The sequence below is a fragment of the Alcaligenes sp. GW821-FHT11D07 genome (genome assembly GCF_058808495.1).
In genome coordinates this window covers 1,667,562-1,686,631 of the sequence record NZ_JBXART010000001.1, presented here as the reverse complement: position 1 = coordinate 1,686,631, position 19,070 = coordinate 1,667,562, and the positions used below count along the sequence as shown (strand labels likewise).

Here is a 19,070-nt window from a genome sequence, read left to right as displayed (position 1 = left end):
GGGGGCCGTCCTCCGGGCTTGGCTCCTTGCCGGTGCTGCGCACCGGTGCCCTGGTCAGACTTGCGATTCGAGCGCATCCTGAACTCGCGAAAGTGCCTTGTCCCCCGGACAAGGCACAAGCATTTCGCTCAAACAGCAGGACGCTTGCACCCCGAATAGCAAGCCCGCCTGCGGCAAGAAACCTGAACCGCCTCGCAGGACGGCCCCCCGGCCCAGACTGGCTCACAATGACGATAAACATGAATCGCTTTTTCTTTGAAATAGAGCATAGGGTGGGCAGTGGGCTTTTCTTTGCAGCTAATCACGTTGAGCTGCTTCAGTCCCTTTCGGGGGGAGGGGCGATTCAGAGTGCTGACCGCAGGCGAGGGGTAAATCGGGGGTGCAAGCAGCCTGCTGTTTGAGCACGACGCTTATGGTTTGTCCGGGGGACAAACCATCGTGCGAGTTCAGGATGCGCCCCGATTTAGTTCTCGACAAGGGGACCGGTGCGTAGCGCCGGTCAGTACTCAGCACCGAGCCCCGAAAGGGACTGAAGGAGCGTTTCTCAAAGACTGATTTCTACCAAACAAGGCTTGAGTTCCCTAAGCCCGAGCGCAGGCAAGCGGGGCTATAAGGCCACCAAGCGTTTCAAGTCCAGCAAGGTAAAGTGCCCATCGTCCAGCCAGCCGCCGGTATCGATGAAGAAGACGTTCCCCAGTTGCCGCATTTTGTGGGTGGTCTGGTGTCCGTGGATCAGGGCGCGAATGCCGCCCACCAAGCCATCGTAGCCCGTCACATAGCGGTCTCTGGACCACATGCAGACATGACGATCGTTGTCGTCAAAGCTGTCTGTATGGATGTGTTGCCAGTCGTCGTAGGGAAAATCAGCGTGCACCATGCCGACCAAACCCAGTGGTGTTTCTATTTCCATCGCCAAGGGCAGGGCTTGCAATCGTTGTGCGATCTGCTGTTGTTCTGCGGGTGTACAGTCGTCCAGCCACAGGCCGCCATGAACGCGATGGCCTACCGCTTCGATAGGCTGGCCGATGGCTCGCCGCCACGTCAGCTGTTCGTGATTGCCGCAAATGGCGTGGAACCAGGACAGGTCCAGCCACTGCAGAACGTGATGGGATTCAGGGCCGCGATCGACCAGATCGCCAACGGAAAAAAGCCTGTCTCTGGAGGGATCAAAACGTATCCGCTTCAAAGAGGCGTTCAGCTTGGTGAAACAACCATGGATATCGCCCACAGCAATATCCCGCCCCAAGGTGTTCTGGCTGAAGTGTGCGACGTGCATCGTGATGTCCAGGCTAGGTGAAACGTGCTCATCACGGTACTCAGAGCGGCAGGCAGAGTCAAGAATGACACAGCCTGCCGCAGGGTACTGGCGTATTTTGACTAGTGCGCTCCGCTTACCAGTACAGATTCATGTTCAGCATCACTTCTCGCTCCATGCCTCGGAACTGGCCGGTGTAGTACTTCTTGTCGAAGACGTTGTTCACATTTAGGGCAATCCGGTAGCGGGAAGTCTCATAGGCAATGGCGGCATCTGCCAAAGTGAATGAAGGGTTGTAGTTCATGCTGCCATCGGCACGTACATCGTTGGGGGATTTTCCCCGGTAGCGCAGGCCCGCACCTAGCGTTAAGCCTTGAATCTGCTGGGGGTGGTAGTCCAGCCACAAACTGGCAGTTTGGCGAGCAGTTTGCAGCGTTTGCCGGTCAATTTCAGCCGGGCGCTCGCTTTGTGTCGTGCGTGGGTCCAGGTAGGTATAGCCAGCCATGATATCCAGCTGGGTGGTGAGGGGCAGCTTGGCTTCCAGCTCAATTCCGGTGGAGCGGACTTCGCCCGTCTGGACGCTGAAACGGGGATGATTCGGGTCGGGTGTGGTGACATTGGTCTGGCGCAAGTCAAAGACGGCTGCTGTAATCAAGGCGTCAGTGCCGGGAGGCTGGTATTTCACCCCAACTTCATATTGTTTGCCTTCACGAGGTTTAAAGGCGCTGCCATCCGCCGCCCGTCCAGAGGTAGGGTCAAAGGCGGTGGAGTAGCTTACATAGGGCGCGACGCCATTATTGAACAGATAGAGCAGGCCCGCGCTGCCGGTGGTGGCTCTGTCTGTGATGCGAGGCTGGGAGGCATTGCTTTGTAGGGTGCGGGCGGTATCGTGGCGCAAGCTGAGGTTGGCTACCCATTTATCCCATTTAAGCTGATTCAGCATGTAAATGCCGGTTTGCTTAAGGTCGCTGTTTGAGTAGTCCATATCAGGCGGAGCAATGGATACGCCATAAACCGGGTCCAGCATGTCCAGATCTGGCACATTCCAGCCAAAACCCAGACCATCGTTTTCACGGTAGCGCAGATAGTCCACCCCGACTTCTAGCGTGTGTTCGACAGGTCCCCAGTTGAAGTCCTTGCCAGCGCGGCTGTCCACGGTGAAGGTTTTCCCCTTGGTCTCTTGTGCCAGGCTGGCTCGGGAGACATGGCGTTTGTCTGCCAGTACGGCCATGGCGTAAATGTGCCGGTAATCAATCTCGATTTCGGAGTAACGCAGATTCTGGCGAAGGCGCCAGCCGTTGTCCGTGTCATGCTCCAGCGCATAGCCGATGGCTTTGGTGGTGCGATTGAAATAGTCAAAGGCAGGATCACCGGCCGTGCGCTTGAGTGGTAGCTCAGTCACTTCGGGGTAGGAGAAAAGATTGGGCCACCAGGATTTAGGCGTGCCTCGCTCGCGTGAATAGGAGCCCAGCAAAGTCAGCCGAGTTTGGTGGGAAATGTTCCAGAGCAGGGAAGGGGAAACGGATACTCGATCATCACGTGAATCGATGGTGCGTCCGTGGCTTTTGCGCCCAGACAGGTTCAGGCGATACAGCAGGGACTGATCGTCGTTCAAGGCGCCACCTATATCCGCCGTCAATTGACGGCGCTGGTAGCTGCCATAGCCCAAGCCCAAACTGTTGACGTGATCGGCAGTGGGGCGTTTGGACACCACATTGACGACGCCACCTGGGCGGCCTTGCCCATAAAGTACGGAGGCGGGGCCTTTTAATACTTCGATACTGTCCAGGCTATCCATATCATCGTTCCATGAACCATAAGTGCCCGCGGACAGCTGCTTCAGACCATCTTTGTAATAGGCGCTGCCATCGCTGAAACCACGAATGACCGCACCGCTCATGCGTAGATCCCCGGAACCGGAGACATCTGTCTGCACGCCGGGGGTGTACGCCAGGGCTCGCTCTATGCTTTGTGGGGCCAGTATCTTTAATTGTTTTTGCGTGACGATGGACACCGAGCGCGGGGTTTCAATCAGCGGGGCATCCAGCTTGCCACTGCGGCTGTTTAAGGCGGTGTAGCTGTCCACCGTGTCGGTAGGCGCGCGCCGAATAGTGACCGGAGTCAGTTGTGCAATCCCTGCTGACAGGGTCACCGTGTTGCCGTCTTTGGCGTAATCAATGCCGCTGCCTTGTAAAAGCTGGCGTAAAGCTTGTTCCGGGCTCAGTCTGCCGGAGACTGCCGGTGCTGTGCGTCCAGCGACGACATCTTGCGAGAAGAAAATCTGCAGTGATGTTTGCTCGCCCAATTGCAGCAGGGCATCGCCCAAGGCTTGGGCTTGAATATGGATAGCGACGGTTTGCTGGGCCAGTACCGCAGTGGGTGCCAGGCCAAAGGCCAAACTCAGGCTAAGGGTCAAGGCATTGATGCGGGTTCGCAATAGGGGCGAAGGGCGACGACGAGGGAGAGAGGGGCTCACGATCCTGCGATTTCCAATGAAAATAGGTCTTGCGCGACAAGCGCTTCCAGCCTTTGGCCAAAGGTACTCAAGGAGCTGTGCCAGAACGGACAGGTCCTTTCATCTACCTAGACGCGCAAGGTCGGTGATCACCGGAATGAGAATCATGATTATTTTGTAACAGCGGCATCGAGACGCTGGTTTTACCGCGCCATGATGTGAATTGCGCCGCTGGAATCGGTTTGCAGGCGGATGGGGGCAATCGCCGGTAGGGCTTTAAGGACGGTTTCGGGCTGGTCTATGTCGAAGATGCCGGAGATCCGGTGCTGCCGCAGGGCGGGTGCATCCAGATGAAGCGCTTGTGGCAGGTAAGGCGCCATTTCTTGCACCACTTGTTCCAGCGAGGTATTTCTGAAAATAATCTTGCCCCGTTGCCAGGCCGTCAGCCTTTCTACGTCAGCGCTTTGTACGACGCCCGGTTCAACTCCCTGGCGCAGCAAGACTTGTTGTTGAGCGCCCAGGCGACGTTCTTGCCGGCGCCACCATTGTCCTGATTGCACCTTGACTGAGCCTGATTGCACACTGACGTGCACGCTGTCTGTGCTGCGTCGCACATTAAATCGGGTGCCGGTGACAGTAATGGTGCCCAAACCTGCTTGGACGATAAAAGGGCGAGTGCTGTCGTGTTGGACATCGAAAAATGCTTCGCCCTGAAGCAGCTCGATTTCCCGGCGGTCGGCAAACAATCTGGCTTGAGCGATGGTGTTGGTATTCAGGTCCACCACAGAGCCATCGGGCAGAGTGACTTGGCGGCGCTCCCCTTGGGCAGCGATCAGTTCTACCGTTTCTTGCACGGGATTTAGCCAGCCTGATTGATGCAGGGCAGCAGCCGATATGGAAAGGACACCGACCGCTGTCAGGCCCAGCGTCAGCCGTCGTCGTGTTGGAGAGGCGACCCGCCCGGCGGGAGGCGGCAGCAAGGTGCGCAGGCGTTCATCCGGCACAGCCTGGGTGGCACGCCACAGAAATTCAAGCTCTCGATAGCGACGCTGGTTCTCTGGAGAAACCTGCAACCAGGCGGCAAATGCCTGGCGGTCCTCTGCGCTGGCTTCACCCGATTGCAAGCGGGCGAACCAGTGAGCGGCATCGCTGGGGTGTTCCAGATCGTCGGGAGGGTGGGGGCGGGTCATTGCGCGGGCTTTGTGTACGGCATGGCGTCAGTCAGGTACGTAATGGTGCAGCCGTTCGTGGATGTGACGCAAGGCGCGAGTCATGTATTTTTCCACCATGCTGCGCGACAGGTCCATGTCTTGAGCAATTTCGGTATGGGTCCAGCCCTCCAGGCGGTGTTTGACGTAAACCTCTTTGCATTTGGGTGGGAGCTCGGACAAGGCGTGCATCAGCGCATCGGCCAGTTGTTCAAATTGGGCGTCGCTGTCTGTACCGGCGCAGCGCGGGTGCTCGGTATCGCTAAGTTCGTCCAGTGGCAGAACCGTCAATACTGTCTGGTGACGATGGCGGCTGATCAGGCGGTTGCTGGTGCCACGAGCCAGATAGGCGCGTGGATTATCAATGACGCCTGTGCTGTTTTCCAGCATGCCCACTACCGTATCGTGCATGGCGTCTTCGGCATCTTCCCGGCTTTCTGCTTTGCGTCGCCATGCGCCAAACAACTCGCTATAGGAAGCGAGCCAGGCTTTTCTGGGACGGGACGCGTGGGACATGAGACAGGCAGGGCGTGCAAACGACAAATGAATGCAGAATAATAACAATAATTCTCATTAAGGTTTCGATTGAGTGTTTGTGCTGTGATAGTTGTGCATATCCGAGTTGCCTTGTGGTCAAGCCGCCCGCGTCTGTCCGCTTGGTCTAAAATCCCCCAGTCTTTATATCCTTTCTATCTGAATCCCGAGGTTTTCATGTCTCACACCAGCACCCCCGTTGATCCGAACGGCTTGCTTGAATATTCGGTGGTCTACACCGACCGCGCGTTGAATCATATGTCCAAGACCTTCCAGGAGGTTATGCGCGAGATTTCCCGTACCCTTAAACAGGTGTATCAGGCGCATTCGGCCATTGTGGTGCCCGGTAGTGGTTCGTTTGGCATGGAAGCGGTGGCGCGTCAGTTCGCCACGAATCGCAAGTGCATGGTGATTCGCAATGGCTGGTTCAGCTATCGCTGGACTCAGATTTTTGACATGGGTTCTATCCCTGCCAGCACGACCGTGTTGAAGGCTCGTCCCGTTGAAGAGGGCAAGCAGGCTGCATTTGCGCCGGCCCCTATCGAGGAAGTCGTAGCTGCGATTCAGGCTGAAAAACCTGCGCTGGTGTTTGCGCCTCATGTGGAGACGGCATCGGGCATTATGTTGCCGGACGATTACATGCGTCAGGTGGCGGATGCGGTGCATGCGGTGGGCGGTTTGTTTGTGCTGGACTGCATTGCGTCGGGCACGGTGTGGGTGAACATGAAGGCCGTGGGTGTGGATGTGCTGATCAGTGCTCCGCAAAAGGGCTGGACGGGTTCGGCATGTTGCGGCTTGGTGATGTTGAGCGAGCGTGCTCGCCAGCATATTGAAACTACGACCAGCACCAGCTTTGCCTGCGATTTGCGCAAGTGGCTGCAGATTATGGAAACCTACGAAAATGGTAGCCATGCCTATCACGCGACTTTGCCAACGGACTCTTTAAAGGTCTTGCAAGAAGCGATGGCCGAGACGGAGGAGTTGGGCTTTGACTGGATTCGCAACCGTCAGCTGGAGTTGGGTCGCAAGGTGCGCGCTTTGTTAAGCGAGCATGGTTTCCGCAGTGTGGCCGCGCCGGGTTTTGAGGCTCCTGGTGTGGTGGTGTGCTACACCACGGATGACGGTATTCATTCTTCTGCCAAGTTTGCCAAGGCGGGTTTGCAAGCGGCCTCGGGTGTGCCTTTGCAGTGTGATGAGCCTGCGGATTTCAAGACGTTCCGAATTGGTTTGTTTGGCTTGGATAAGTTGAATAACCTGGATCGCACGGTAGAGCGTTTGGCGAATGCGTTGAATGTGATTGAAGAGCAGGCCTAAATGTTGACAGGTGGGGCCGCTGGGCTGGCTAGTTCTATGGGCCTTGTTTGCTTGGGTGCTTGCCACCTGTTGTAGGAATTTTGCTGGATGAAGAAAGAGCTCCTTTGTGGGCTCTTTTTTTGTTTGTTTTTTAGGAGGGCCATTTGTTTGGGGGCCTTTCTTTTTGGAGACACCGCTCTGGCTCGGGGGGACGGGTGCCGGTGCTGAGCACTTGCCGATGCTGCGCATCGGTTCCCGAGCTTGAGGGATAGCTACGGGCGCATCCTGAACTCACGCGATAGCTCGTCCCCCGGACGAGCTATAAGCGTCGCGCTCGAACAGCAGGATGCTTGAATCCCTGCGCTATCCCCCAATCTCGGCAAGTACTCTGATCCGCCCCTGCACCCGTCCCCCCGAGCCAGAGCGGCATCTCTATCGCTACGAGCATCCCCATGCCCATCACCCTTACCGTCGCCAGTGAGATCACTCATCGTCACTCTCTGCGCTCGTGCCCGCGTGCTTATCAGGAGTGAGAGTCAGGCAGGGGCATCAGGGCTGTTTAGGCTTTTGGTTTAGCTCACCCATGGCAAAGGCCAGATTCACCGAGCCTACTAGCCCTGCTGTGTGGGCCATGGTTTGCGCTTCCTGTGCTCCCAGTAGCCCACTGTGGGCTTCTGTCAGCAGGGTCATGCCAGTCAGCCCTTCTTGATAGGACTCCAACGCGCCGTCGTAGGTAATCTGGGCTGCGTCGACCAGGCTGGAGGCGGCGTTATGAGATTCCAGCGCGGCACGTAGTGCGTCGGCGGCGATCACCATTTGTTTGTAGGCATCCTGCTCGGTTTTAGCAACGCGCTCACGGGCTGTTTCTGCACGTAGCTGGGCTTCGCGCACTTGCTTGTTACGCAAGCCAGCGTCGTAAAGCGGAATGCTCAGGGCCAGGACCGCGCCACTGGAGGAGGATTGTGGGCTGACTTCGGGCATGCTGCCCACGCTGAGTGAACCCATTCGTTTGGACATGAAAGCCATCAAGGCGAGCTTGGGCATGAAGCTGGCTTGTGCGGAGTCGATACCTGCCAGACTGGCCTGATGAGCGGCTTGCAAAGCTTGTACATCCGGGCGCTGGGCGATGGCTTTTTTCAGTAACTCGTTGCCGGGGATATCCAAGTCTTGTGGCAGGGGGCGAGCGGCACTGTTGGCAACGCTTAAGTGTGTGTCTGGCGACAGCCCTATCGCGCCCAGCAAGGTTTGGTAAGACTGGCGAGCCAAGGTGCTGGCGTTGACGTGGTGCAGGCGGGCTTGTGCTTTGAGCTGCCGCGCTTGAGCCACTTCAATTTTGGTGCCTAGTCCGTTGCGTTGGCGCTCTAGTGCAATGTCTTCTATCAAGGCTGCGTTTTTTAGTCCCAGTGCAGAGATCTGTTCACGTTGGCGGGCTGAGTTGTAGTTGAAATAGCTGACAGACACCTCTGCGATAACGGCCTGATGAACACCGCTAAACGCGATGCGGCTGGCTGTGGCCAATTTATCGGCGGCTTCTTGTACGGCGGCTCGTTTACCAAAATCAAATAGCAGCCACTTCAATGTCAGAGAGGGCACAGCACCACTCAGGTGCGTGTCGTAGTCCACTTCCAGGTCGGTGCCCAGAACGTGCAAACTGTTGCTGCGTTCGCTGCGCATATACCCGCCGACCACGCTGGCCGATATCAGGGGCAGGTATGCACTTTGCACCATACCGGCCGCTTCGGCGGCTTGTTGGGCTTCGCCCCAGGCAATACGGGTACTGGGGTTCAGGCGCTGGGCCAGGTCTATCAGTTCTGGCAGGCTGTATTCGCGGTGCTCATCGACGGTGGGCGCAAGCTGGTTTTGGTCGGGGCCTGGGACGTCAGCCAGTGATAAACGAGGAGGCTCCGGAACCGCTTGCTCAGGCTGTGCCAAGGCGGCAGGTTTGTGGTCGGGCGCGGCACAAGCGCCCAGACTAAGGGCAAGCGCCAAGGACACAGGCAAGACAGCCAAACGAGACATAGGCATAAGTTCAGGATGCGGCAGGATGAGTCAGCAGCGTAGCAGCATACTGCTGTCCGCCTTCCAGGACGAGTTGTACGGCCATGCACACCAGCAAAAATCCCATGATGCGCGAGATGGCGTCCACGCCATTGTGGCCAATGAGCCGAACAATGCTCAGGGATGAGCGCAGGCAGACGAAGAAGATCAAACCAATCAGGACAGCCAGGATGATGGGGGTGACGGTCAACACCCATTGAGGGTACTGCGTGTGCATGGTCGTCATTTTGGACGAGGCACTGATAACCAGCGCCATGGTTCCGGGGCCTACTGTCGAGGGCAAGGTCAGTGGCACAAAGGCAATATTGTTGTGACTAGCTGTATTTTGATCTTCCGCCTTGGCGACCACATCACTGACGGCCGGAGGGAACAGCATGCGAAAGCCGATATAAGCCACGATCAGCCCGCCGGCAATACGCATGTCCACCATGGAGATACCCAGCGCTGAAGTAATCCACAGACCCGCATAGTAGGTAATCAGCAGGGCAGCGATGACATACAAGGTGGCTTGGCGCAGTTGCTGCTTTTTCTCCTGGGCGCTGAGAGACTCGCCCAAAGAAAGGTACAGCACCATTGAGGTCAATGGATTAGCCAAGGGCAATAGAAACGCCAGCCCCAGGCCGATCAACTTGAATAACTGCATCACTTCATTGCTCATGAGTATTCCTTGATGGTGGCTCAGTTTTTAGGCAGGCAAGGCGTTCTTGTAGAGTTTGCCATCTTTGATGATCAGCAGCAGGTTCTGGTCGGGCTGCTCCAGAAAAACCAGGCTTTGTTCTGGTTCGCCGTCGACTAGCAAGAGGTCGGCCAAGGCACCAGGGCGTATAACACCCAGCTCGCCGTCATACGGTTGACGCATGCCGGACAGTTGCAGCAGTCGGCCATTGTCACCGGTCACCATTTTCAGCACTTTGAGCGGTTCGTAAAAGCGCGTCAGCTTGGACAACATGCGGCCGTGGTGGGGCAGGTGGGCAGGGGTGAAAAGAATGTCGGTGCCCCAGGCCGTCTGGATCTGGTATTTGTCTGCCAGCTCGTAGGCCCGCACCGTTCCCACGGCAACTTGTTGCTGTTTGGCTTTGCTGCGCGGGTCGTGTTGGACGTTGGCATCTTCGTCGGCCAGAAAGGGTTGCAGGCTCCACCACACGCCTTCGCCGGCCATCATGCGGGCGGTTTCATCGTCAGCCAGTTGGCCGTGTTCGATGGACTTTACGCCTGCTTTAATGGCTCGCTGAATACCTCGGGCGCAGTAGACGTGCACCATTACGTAGGTGCCCCAGTCGCTGGCGGCACCGACGGCAGCACGCAGTTCGGCATCGCTAAATTGCAGGCCTTCCAGAGGGTCGTACAAGGAGGTGACGCCGCCACCGGCCATCAGCTTGATCTGGCTGGCACCCAACATCAATTGTTCCCGTACGCGGCGCAAGACTTGATCGGCTCCGTCCGCAATGCAGGTGACCCCAGCTCGTTCGGTATGGCTTAACTCGCCGTCGGCACGGGGGACTTCATAGCGCATCCGAAAGTCGGCATGGCCGCCAGTTTGCGCAATCATGGCCCCACTGGGGTAGATGCGGGGGCCATGCAGCAAGCCCATATCGATACCGCGTTTCAGGGAAAAGCTGGGCCCACCGGCATCGCGCACAGTGGTAAAGCCGCGCAGCAAGGTGCGTTCGGCTTCTTTGCTGGCAATCAAATGCAGGTCTGCCGGGTCCGCCATCATGGCAGTCATCTGGTCCACGGCACAGAGCAAGCTGTGCCAGTGGGCGTCGATCAGGCCGGGCATCAGGACTTTGTTCTGGCAGTCCATCACGGTGGCGTCTGCCGGGATTTCTGCGACGGGCATCACTGCCGTAATACGGCCCTGATCGATCTGCACCGCCAGGCCTTTTTGCAGTGCCAGTGTCTGGCCATCAAACAGGCGCAGATTGCTCAGAATGAGTTTGGGCGCCAAAGCCAAGGGCTTTTGATCCAAGGCATTATTGGATTGAAAGGCGGCGCCTGCCGGGGCTGCACCGGGGGCGAAGCTGGCTGCCGCGCTCAGGCGTTTGTGAATGAAAGGGATGGAAGGGTGCGCACAAACGCAGGCTGGTACACCGTGGCGATAGGCTTGGCGTTGCTGGCGCAGAGCGGGGGATTGGCCCAGGTAAGAGTAAGTCTGCATGGCGTCCTGAAAAATCAAAGATGGATGAAAGGAGGGCGGACTCAAGACATACGCAATTCGATCAGGTCTAGTAAACGGACCCTTTCGCGAGCGATTTCATCAGATATCTGGTGTGTACGGGCTAGAGTGTAAACGGCCTCACGCGCGGCGTGGATAGCCTGGATCTGCATGTCTTTTTCCAGTGCTTGTTCTGCCAGGTCTTGGTCCGCGTCGTCCCCTTGGGGACTGTGGGCAATATTGCTAAGGACCCGATCAGCCATGGCCGTGTAACGCGCACCCGAAGACTCGGGATTGTGTGCAATCAGTTCATTCAGTGTCTGTGCCACGGATTGGGCGCTGGCGTGGCGCACCGCCTGCTCGGCCCGTTCTTCCTGGTCCTGACGGCGACGCAGGGCAGGGAAGGACACGCGTTTCATCAAAGGCGGCAAGGCCAGGCTGGCCGTCAGCAGAGAGACGATGATGACCACAGAGGCCAGGAAAATGGCCAGGTCGCGGGCTGGAAAGGGGCTGCCATCGGACAGCGTCAGCGGCAAGGTCATGACACCGGCTAAGGTGACTGCACCCCGTACCCCCGCAATGGATAGCACCAGCACCAAGCGTGGGTTGGCTTGTGCGGTTTCGTCATCATGGCGCAAGCCCAGTAGAGACAGGCCGCGTCGCAGCCCCAGGTAAGCGTACACGCATAAAAAACGCAGCAAAATCAGGGTTGTACACATGGCTACCGCATAGACCAGCAGCCAGGCCGGATTGTGGTGGCCGGTTTCCTGGACGACCTGCACCGCTCCACGAAAGATGGCGGGCAATTGTTCGCCCAGCAGGACAAACATGATGCCATTCAAGCTCAGTTGTACGGTGTCCCAAACGGTCTTGCGCTGCATCCGGGTGGCGGCCATTGCATTGCCCGAGAGCTCGGCATAGCTCATGGTGACGCCTGCGGCGACAGCGGCCAAAATGCCTGACGCTTCCAATTGCTCGGCCAGAAAATAGGAAGCAAAGGGAAGAAGCAGACTGAACAGGATTTCCGCCCCTGGTTCTTCGCCCCAGCGGCGTACAAAGAGATTGCGCAGGAACAGCAAGGCGCGTGTGCTCACAACACCCACAGCTAAACCGGCCAGAGTCAGCCACAGGAAGTTCTGACTGGCAGAGGAGAAAGAAAAAGAGCCGCCTAGCGCCAGCGCGACGGCAAGCCGAAATGCAACCAGGCCGCTGGCGTCATTGAACAGGGACTCGCCCTCCAGCAAGGCCTGCAGCCGCGGGGGCAAAGGCACGCGGCGGGTAATGGCTGAAACGGCCACCGGGTCGGTGGGCGAAACAATGGCAGCCAGCGCAAAGGCTACCGGCAAGGGCATGGCAGGAATTAGCCAATGCAGGACATGGCCTAATCCGAATACGGTGAGAAACACCAGGATAAACGCCAGAACCAGAATACCGATCCGATCCCGAATTAAACTTTCCTTGGAAATGCGCCAACCGTCCAGAAATAATAAGGGCGGCAGAAACAGATAAAAGAACAGGTCCGGGTTCAGGGTCATCCCATGATTGAACCAACCCGCAATCAGAAAACCCAGAAGAATCTGTATTAGAGGGGCAGGGATGGCAACAGGTATTATCTTTACCAAGCTGTTGCTGATTAAAACGGCAGCCAACATGCTTAAAGTCAGGTTTACGTCGTCCATGGCAACTCTGTGTAAATGATTGCTGTGATTGAAACCCTATCAGAAAGTTGTTTTTCACTATACGCGTAAAAATGATAGCTTCACAAAGGCTCAATCTGGCAAGAATAAATGGAATGCGTCTGAAAGTGCTCAGGTACAATTCTTCGCAGCGACCGCAGCAGAATGCACGGATCGCATTAAAAATAATCGGGGGGATGCCACGCATGCGTGCGCTTATAGCCAGTCTGGCAGCGTTGCCCTTGTTGGGGGGATGTTCCCTTGCACCGTCGGTCTATATGGCAGGTTCATATTTTCCTGCCTGGCTGGTGTGTGTGCTGGGAGCCTTGTTGCTGACTTTACTGATTCGTTGGGGGCTGATTCGCGCCGGAGTAGACGATGCTCTGCCCATGCGCCTGCCCGTCTATGCCTGCCTGACGCTGGCATTGACCTTTGCCGCACTTCTTCTTTTTTTCGAGTGACTGAGCCATGACCCAGGCACAGAAATCCTCTCCCCGTAAAGGCCTTGGCCTCCTGTTGAGCGTGCTGATTGTTGCCGCCGCCGTTATCCTGGCCTGGTGGTACTTGCAGCGGTCTGCCAACAATCCTTTGTCTGAAGATGCGGTGATCAGCGCCGATGTGGTGCATATCTCCAGCTCCTTGCCCGGACAGATCGAGCGCATGATGGTGCGTGACGGTCAGTTTGTGAAACGCGATGAATTGCTCTTTACCGTAGACCCGGTTTTTTATCAGTTGCGGCTTGAACAGGCCCAGGCCGAGCTGGCCTTGGCGCAAGCCACACTGGATATGAAACAGCGTGCGGTGCGGGCAGAAGGGCATAACGCAGTGATTGCGGACGATCAAATCACACGCGCCAGAACCAATTTGACGATGGCTACCCAAAGCCAGCGACGTTTGGCGAATCTGGCCGCCAAAGGTTATGTCTCTCAGCAACAACTGGACGAAGCCAATACCCTGTTGCGCGATGCCCAAGTTTCCTTGAAGCAGGCCACTGAACAGTCCGGTGCTGCTCAGGCACTGGTGGGCAATACCCAAGGCGAGGAGGCGATGGTGCAGGCCCGGCAGGCGGGTCTGGCCATGGCTCAGCGTGATCTGGAACATACACAGGTAAAGGCGCCGCACAATGGCCGCATTGTGGGGTTGCGCACGGGGTCAGGTGAACACTTGATGCCCGGCGTGTCGGTCTTTACCTTGCTGGACACTGATTCCTGGTCAGTCACGGGCATGTACCGGGAAACTGATTTGAAAGAGATCAAGCCGGGCGCCTGCGCCACTGTCTATGTCTTGTCCGATCCGTCGCGCAAGCTCTCGGGCAAGGTGGAGGAAATCGGTTGGGGTGTCAGCAGCCAGGATCAGATCAATCTGCCCCGCAGCTTGCCCTATATTCAGAAATCCTTGAATTGGGTGCGGGTAGCGCAGCGCTTTCCCGTTCGCATTCGCCTGGATGCGCCCCCCGAGGACTTGATGCGCATGGGTGCCTCAGCCACCACCATCATTCATCGCGATGGCGACTGCTAAGACCGGCCTGTCTGCTTTGCTGCGGCTCATCTGGCAAGACTTGCAGCCAGCTCCTGGCCGTCTGGCGCAAAGCTGGCGCGTGGCGGCGCTGTGCGCCTTAATGGTCTTGCTGGCCATGAACTACGGCATTCCTGAATCCGCGGTCAGCTGCTTTGTCATCTTTTTCGTCATGAAGTCTGACGCTGGCGAAAGCTCAGTGCTGGCCCTGGCGTTGGTGGTGTTGGTATCCATCGTCGTGCTGCTGATGGTGCCCTTGATTCAAGTCACTATTCAATATCCGCCCTGGCGTTTACTGGCCATGGTGTTGACGTCTTTTGTGCTGTTGTTCTTAGGGGTGGCCAGCAAGCTGGGGCCCTTGGGCGGCATTATTGCCTTGGTTATCGCTTTTGTGCTGACCTTGCTGGGCTATGTGCCTTTTGGTGAAATCGCCACACGTGCTGTGCTGTACGCCTGGTTGATGACTGCCGCACCCATGGGTTTGGTTCTGATCTTCAATCTCTGTTTTGGCCTGTCTCCCCAAAAGGTATTGCGCCGGGAGCTGGCCGCACGTTTGCGTTTGGCGGCTCAAGGTTTATTGGGGCAGGCCGATACGCAGGATCTGTGGGATGAACTGGCTTTGGGCGTTAGCGCTCAGCAAAAACGCTTGGGCTGGATACGCTTGTTCCATTTATTGCCAGCTCAAAATCAGGCGGATCTGGATCAGGCGATCTTGAATACCTACCGGGTGTTGCTGGCTGTGGCCGTGCTGCGTGATCAGCATTTGGACCGTGTTGAGGCACAGACATTTGCGCAAATTTGCGAGCGTGCTGCACAGGCTATTGAACAAGGCTACCTTCCGCCTATGGAAGACCTGCCAGCGCTTCCCGCTGACAGCGCATTGGCCATGCAGGATTTACACGAGGCTTTGCTGGCCTTGTCCGGAGCTATTGCCACGGGTAAACCGGACCCGGTTCATGATTCGTTTATGGTGCCCGATGCCTGGAGCAATCCTGTGTATCAACACCACGCCTTGAAGGCCACCGCCGCCGCGGTCTTGTGCTATTTGATTTACAGCGCTGCAGATTGGCAGGGCATCCACACGGCCATGATCACCTGCTATGTGGCGGCTTTGGGATCGACCGGAGAAACCGTACACAAGCTGGCCTTGCGTATAGCAGGCTGTTTGTTGGGGGCCGCTCTGGGCTTTCTGACGGTGCTGTTTGTGATGCCTTATCTGGTGGATATCGGCGGCTTGATGGCTGTAGTGTTCCTGGTGTCTTTGTTGGGGGCGTGGGTGTTCTATGGGCCAGAGCGCATTTCTTACGCGGGTATTCAAATTGCCTTTGCGTTTTATCTGGTGACCTTGCAAGGCTTTGGGCCCAGTTTTGACTTGGATTCGGCCCGTGATCGTGTGTTGGGGATTTTGCTGGGCAATGCGGTGATGTATGTGATGTTCACCCAGGTCTGGCCCGTTAGTATTGCGGGCTCGGTACGGCTGCGTCTGAGCAAGGCGACAGAGGGCTTGGCAGGCTTGGGGGCGTTGTGGCGTGAGCGTCCGGCCCAGGCAGTGCAGCAATCGGCCAGTGTGGCGCAAGAGCTGTCCGCTGCCAAATATGGCTTGGCCTTGATGCAGTTGGAGCCTGAACGCTTGCGGCCCGATGTGCAGCAGACGCAAGCTTTGCAAAACCAGTGGCAAGAACTGCGCCAGCAGTTTATCGGCCAAGCTTATTCACCCGCAGCCCATCCCCCGGCGGATTGATAACCCTCATTACCCAGAGGTGATTTTCCTTTTCTGGGCGGCTCGTAGAATGGGCCTCATTTCCCATTTCCGGGATCAAAAGAAGCGCCGCAAAGGCCTCGGTTCGGTCGGAGACACACCCCCGTTTACCTTCTTCTGTGCATATGTCTGCTTGTTTGCGGGCAGGACAAGACTCGTCTTTGTTCAGCGCAGGCTCTTGATTCAGGTTGTGAGAGATTTCTTGCCCCCTTTTGGGGGCTGGACCTGTCCATTACTGATCCCTGATGACGGCAACGTACCGTTTCAGACATCACAATACTGATAAAGGAGCATGAAGTATGGCTGAACAAGAATCTGCACTGCGGCCCGGGCAGGAGGCCCTGGCCCCTTCGGCGGCTGGTGGTAGTTGGCTGCAAAAACATTTTGCCTATAAAGAGCGTGGTAGTTCCCTACGCCAGGAAGTGCTGGCCGGGCTGACTACGTTCTTGGCAATGGTGTATTCCGTATTTGTGGTGCCGTCCATGTTGGGCAAGGCGGGCTTTGATACGTCTTCGGTCTTTGTGGCTGTCTGTCTGACCAGTGCGTTTGGCTCTTTGTTAATGGGTCTGTGGGCCAATTTGCCGATTGCCGTGGGCTGCGCTCTGTCTTTAACGGCCTTTTTGGCGTTCGACCTGGTGTTAGGGCAGCAACTTAGCCCCGAAGTCGCCCTGGGTGCTGTATTTTTGATGGGCCTGCTCTTTACCCTGATTTCTGCCACAGGCATCCGTACCTGGATTTTGCGCAATCTACCTTTGGGTATTGCTCATGGAACAGGTATCGGAATTGGGTTGTTCCTGTTGATGATCGCCTCGAATGAAGTGGGCCTGGTCATACGCAATCCGGGAGCAGGTCTGCCCGTGTCCTTGGGGGATGTCACCTCCATGCCGGTGTGGATGAGCATTTTGGGTTTAGCGGCGATTTTTGGGCTGGAGCGACGCCGCGTTACCGGCGGTATTTTGCTGGTGATTCTGGGGCTGTCGGCCATTGGCCTGATGTTTGATCCCAGCGTGCGCTTTACCGGCCTGTTTGCCATGCCCAGTTTGTTTGGGGAACACTCTTTGATTGGCGCGATGGATATTCGTGGTGCCCTGAATGCGGTGGTGTTGCCCAGTGTGCTGGCCTTGGTCATGACGGCGGTGTTTGATGCCACCGGCACGATCCGCGCGGTAGCAGGTAATGCCGGGCAATTGGATAAAGATGGCCAGATCATCAATGGCAGCCGTGCTCTGACAACGGACTCGCTCAGCTCGCTGGTGTCGGCCAGCTTGGGGGCTTCTCCGGCCGCGGCCTATATTGAATCGGCTGCCGGGACTGCGGCTGGTGGGCGTACTGGCTTGACGGCAGTGGTGGTGGGCCTGGGCTTTTTGATGCTGATTTTCCTCTCGCCCTTGGCGGGTTTGGTCCCAGCGTATGCCACGGCACCCGCACTTATGTATGTGGGCTTGCTGATGCTGGGTGGCGTGCGCCATCTGAATACGGAAGATACGGTGGATACCATGGCGGGTCTGGTGTGTGCTGTGTTCATCGTGCTGACGGCCAATATCGTGACGGGCATCATGCTGGGTTTTTGCACCTTGGTGCTGGGCCGCCTGTTCTCCGGAGAGATGCGCCGTCTGAATGTGGGCACCGTTCTGATCGCATTGGCTTTGGCTGTTTTCTACCTGGGCGGCTGGGCTTTATAAAACGATATGTGGGAAGGCTTGCTCTTCCCCCGTACACTAGCTCTTTTCTTGAAACCGAAAGGGGTGCGTGTGCGGGTTGCATTTGATTTTGATGGCACGATCACCGATCGGGACAGCTTGCAGGATTTCATCCGTCGTATGCGAGGCTGGCCGGTCTGTTTTCGTGCCTACCTAGCCTGCATACCACGGTTGCTGTATTGGGATCGCGGGCCGCAGCGTCGCCAGGCCATCAAGCACCGTTTCCTGCGCAGCGCCTTGGGCGGTTTAAGCCGCGATCAGGTTCAAACGCTGGCCGATACCTATGTACAGCATCATCTGCCGCGGATTTTGCGTCCTGAAATGATGGAACGAGTTCGGGTTCATAGAGAACGGGGCGATACGGTGGTGCTGGTCAGTGCGTCACCGTCGATTTATCTGCAACCTTGGGCAAGGGTGCAAGGAATGGCGCAAGTGCTGGCAACGGAGTTGGCCTTTGATCCGCTGAAAGGGTGTGTGGGTATGGGCAGCGCTAACTGCTGGGGGCAGGAAAAGGTAAATCGTTTGCAGGCATGGTTGGGTCATAAAACCGTACAGCTGGATATAGCGTATGGAGATAGTTTGGGTGACGCGCAAATGCTGGCGCATGCGCGGCAGCCCTGGTTACGGGGCCGAGATGCGGCCTTGCCCGATTTGAGCGAATAAACAGAGTTCAGGTTTTGACGGTGGCGGTGGCTTGAGACCGCTTCTTGCTTTGATCTGATCGTATGTAAAAAAGCCCGGCGGAAATCAAATTTCCGCCGGGCTTTTTTAGTTTTTCCTAACTATTCATTCGGCAGTGTTCAAGCTTGTATCCAAGCTGAATGGGCTGCCGCCCGCATTCTTATGGTGCATTGCGCTTGATGGCCATCCCGATCAGCAAGCTGGCCCAGCCTTGGGACAGCAAATCAATGCCCAGGATCAGGCCCAGAATCCAGACGCTATTGCCAGGCCAGCCCGCCGCGATGATCAAACCGGCCAACAGGGTAATGAAGCCAGAAAAGGCCAGCCAGCCGCCGCCTGCTTGTGCCCGGTTCTGGAACCAGACCCACAGCCGAAATACGCCCGACGCAATCAGGAAGGCGCCAAAGAGTAAGGTCAGTACGGTTGCGCCCACCAAGGGATTGCTGATCGCGATCAGGCCGGCAATAAGATACAAAATACCGCTCAGGCTCCAGAACAGGAAGCCGCGCCAGCCTTTGGAACTCCAGGCATGAGCCAGGTGCAGCACGCCGCCTATGCTCATCAAAATCCCAACGTAGACGACGCTGGCGACGGTCGCTCCAACGACGTAGACCAGGGCAATCAGGCCCAGAATGATCAGAGCAATGCCCAAACCAATGAACCATCCTGGCTTTAAAGGCAGCTTTCGTAGCAACTCAGAACGATTGGTGTCGTGTGGACTTACTGCCATCTGTGTACTCCTTGCAGGGTTAAAACGACTTCACGGTCTTAACTGTACTCC

Annotated in this window: 16 protein-coding genes; 7 read left to right on the top strand and 9 right to left on the bottom strand. The window is 56.9% G+C overall.

Translation table 11 applies throughout. The annotated features are described in order from the left end of the window. Positions 1-607: 607 nt before the first annotated feature. From AC1RSM_RS07795 to AC1RSM_RS07780, 4 genes are all read right to left on the bottom strand, one after another. Complete coding sequence (locus AC1RSM_RS07795; RefSeq protein WP_492931100.1) at positions 608-1,276, bottom strand: metallophosphoesterase; 669 nt, start codon at positions 1,274-1,276, stop codon at positions 608-610. A gap of 115 nt (positions 1,277-1,391) precedes the next feature. Beyond that, a complete protein-coding gene (locus AC1RSM_RS07790) occupies positions 1,392-3,731 on the bottom strand; it encodes a TonB-dependent siderophore receptor (protein WP_492931098.1) in 2,340 nt (779 codons plus the stop codon). 182 nt (positions 3,732-3,913) lie between these two features. Next, positions 3,914-4,900, bottom strand: a complete 987-nt coding sequence (locus AC1RSM_RS07785) for a FecR family protein (RefSeq protein WP_492931096.1) — start codon at positions 4,898-4,900, stop codon at positions 3,914-3,916. Positions 4,901-4,927: 27 nt separating this feature from the next. Then, complete coding sequence (locus AC1RSM_RS07780; RefSeq protein ID WP_492931094.1) at positions 4,928-5,434, bottom strand: RNA polymerase sigma factor; 507 nt, start codon at positions 5,432-5,434, stop codon at positions 4,928-4,930. Between the two features lie 195 nt (positions 5,435-5,629). On the opposite strand from AC1RSM_RS07780, the gene AC1RSM_RS07775 reads away from it, so the two are divergent. Beyond that, complete coding sequence (locus tag AC1RSM_RS07775; protein WP_492931092.1) at positions 5,630-6,766, top strand: aminotransferase class V-fold PLP-dependent enzyme; 1,137 nt, start codon at positions 5,630-5,632, stop codon at positions 6,764-6,766. A gap of 325 nt (positions 6,767-7,091) precedes the next feature. Then, positions 7,092-7,226, top strand: coding sequence for a hypothetical protein (locus AC1RSM_RS07770; RefSeq protein ID WP_492931090.1), 135 nt, complete (start codon positions 7,092-7,094; stop codon positions 7,224-7,226). 68 nt (positions 7,227-7,294) lie between these two features. Here AC1RSM_RS07770 and AC1RSM_RS07765 read toward each other — a convergent pair whose 3' ends face one another. From AC1RSM_RS07765 to AC1RSM_RS07750, 4 genes are read right to left on the bottom strand one after another with little or no spacing between them, the layout of a single operon-like run. After that, a complete protein-coding gene (locus AC1RSM_RS07765) occupies positions 7,295-8,764 on the bottom strand; it encodes a TolC family protein (RefSeq protein WP_492931088.1) in 1,470 nt (489 codons plus the stop codon). Between the two features lie 10 nt (positions 8,765-8,774). Next, entirely contained in the window at positions 8,775-9,461 is a 687-nt protein-coding gene (locus AC1RSM_RS07760) for a MarC family NAAT transporter (RefSeq protein WP_492931086.1), read from the bottom strand. A gap of 27 nt (positions 9,462-9,488) precedes the next feature. Next, complete coding sequence (locus AC1RSM_RS07755; RefSeq protein ID WP_492931084.1) at positions 9,489-10,961, bottom strand: metal-dependent hydrolase family protein; 1,473 nt, start codon at positions 10,959-10,961, stop codon at positions 9,489-9,491. Positions 10,962-11,002: 41 nt separating this feature from the next. Beyond that, positions 11,003-12,637 (bottom strand): Na+/H+ antiporter, encoded by a 1,635-nt coding sequence (locus AC1RSM_RS07750; protein ID WP_492931082.1) that lies wholly within the window; start codon positions 12,635-12,637, stop codon positions 11,003-11,005. Positions 12,638-12,840: 203 nt separating this feature from the next. Here AC1RSM_RS07750 and AC1RSM_RS07745 point away from each other — a divergent pair, with 203 nt between their 5' ends. The 5 genes from AC1RSM_RS07745 to AC1RSM_RS07725 all read left to right on the top strand — a co-directional run bounded on the left by AC1RSM_RS07745 (position 12,841) and on the right by AC1RSM_RS07725 (position 18,271). Continuing rightward, a complete protein-coding gene (locus tag AC1RSM_RS07745) occupies positions 12,841-13,095 on the top strand; it encodes a YtcA family lipoprotein (RefSeq protein WP_492931080.1) in 255 nt (84 codons plus the stop codon). A gap of 7 nt (positions 13,096-13,102) precedes the next feature. Further along, positions 13,103-14,152, top strand: coding sequence for a multidrug transporter subunit MdtN (gene mdtN / locus AC1RSM_RS07740; RefSeq protein WP_492931078.1), 1,050 nt, complete (start codon positions 13,103-13,105; stop codon positions 14,150-14,152). After that, the gene (locus AC1RSM_RS07735; protein ID WP_492931076.1) at positions 14,139-15,890 is read left to right on the top strand and encodes an FUSC family protein; all 1,752 of its coding nucleotides are present in this window, start codon (positions 14,139-14,141) and stop codon (positions 15,888-15,890) included. The genes mdtN and AC1RSM_RS07735 overlap by 14 nt, the downstream gene beginning before the upstream one ends. Positions 15,891-16,207: 317 nt before the next feature. Further along, positions 16,208-17,590, top strand: coding sequence for an NCS2 family permease (locus AC1RSM_RS07730; protein WP_492931074.1), 1,383 nt, complete (start codon positions 16,208-16,210; stop codon positions 17,588-17,590). A 69-nt stretch (positions 17,591-17,659) separates the two neighbouring features. Then, entirely contained in the window at positions 17,660-18,271 is a 612-nt protein-coding gene (locus tag AC1RSM_RS07725) for an HAD-IB family hydrolase (protein ID WP_492931072.1), read from the top strand. A 178-nt stretch (positions 18,272-18,449) separates the two neighbouring features. On the opposite strand, the gene AC1RSM_RS07720 is transcribed toward AC1RSM_RS07725, so the two are convergent. Further along, positions 18,450-19,019: an HdeD family acid-resistance protein gene (locus tag AC1RSM_RS07720; RefSeq protein ID WP_492931070.1), complete on the bottom strand. Its 570-nt coding sequence runs from the start codon at positions 19,017-19,019 to the stop codon at positions 18,450-18,452. Between the last annotated feature and the right edge of the window lie 51 nt (positions 19,020-19,070).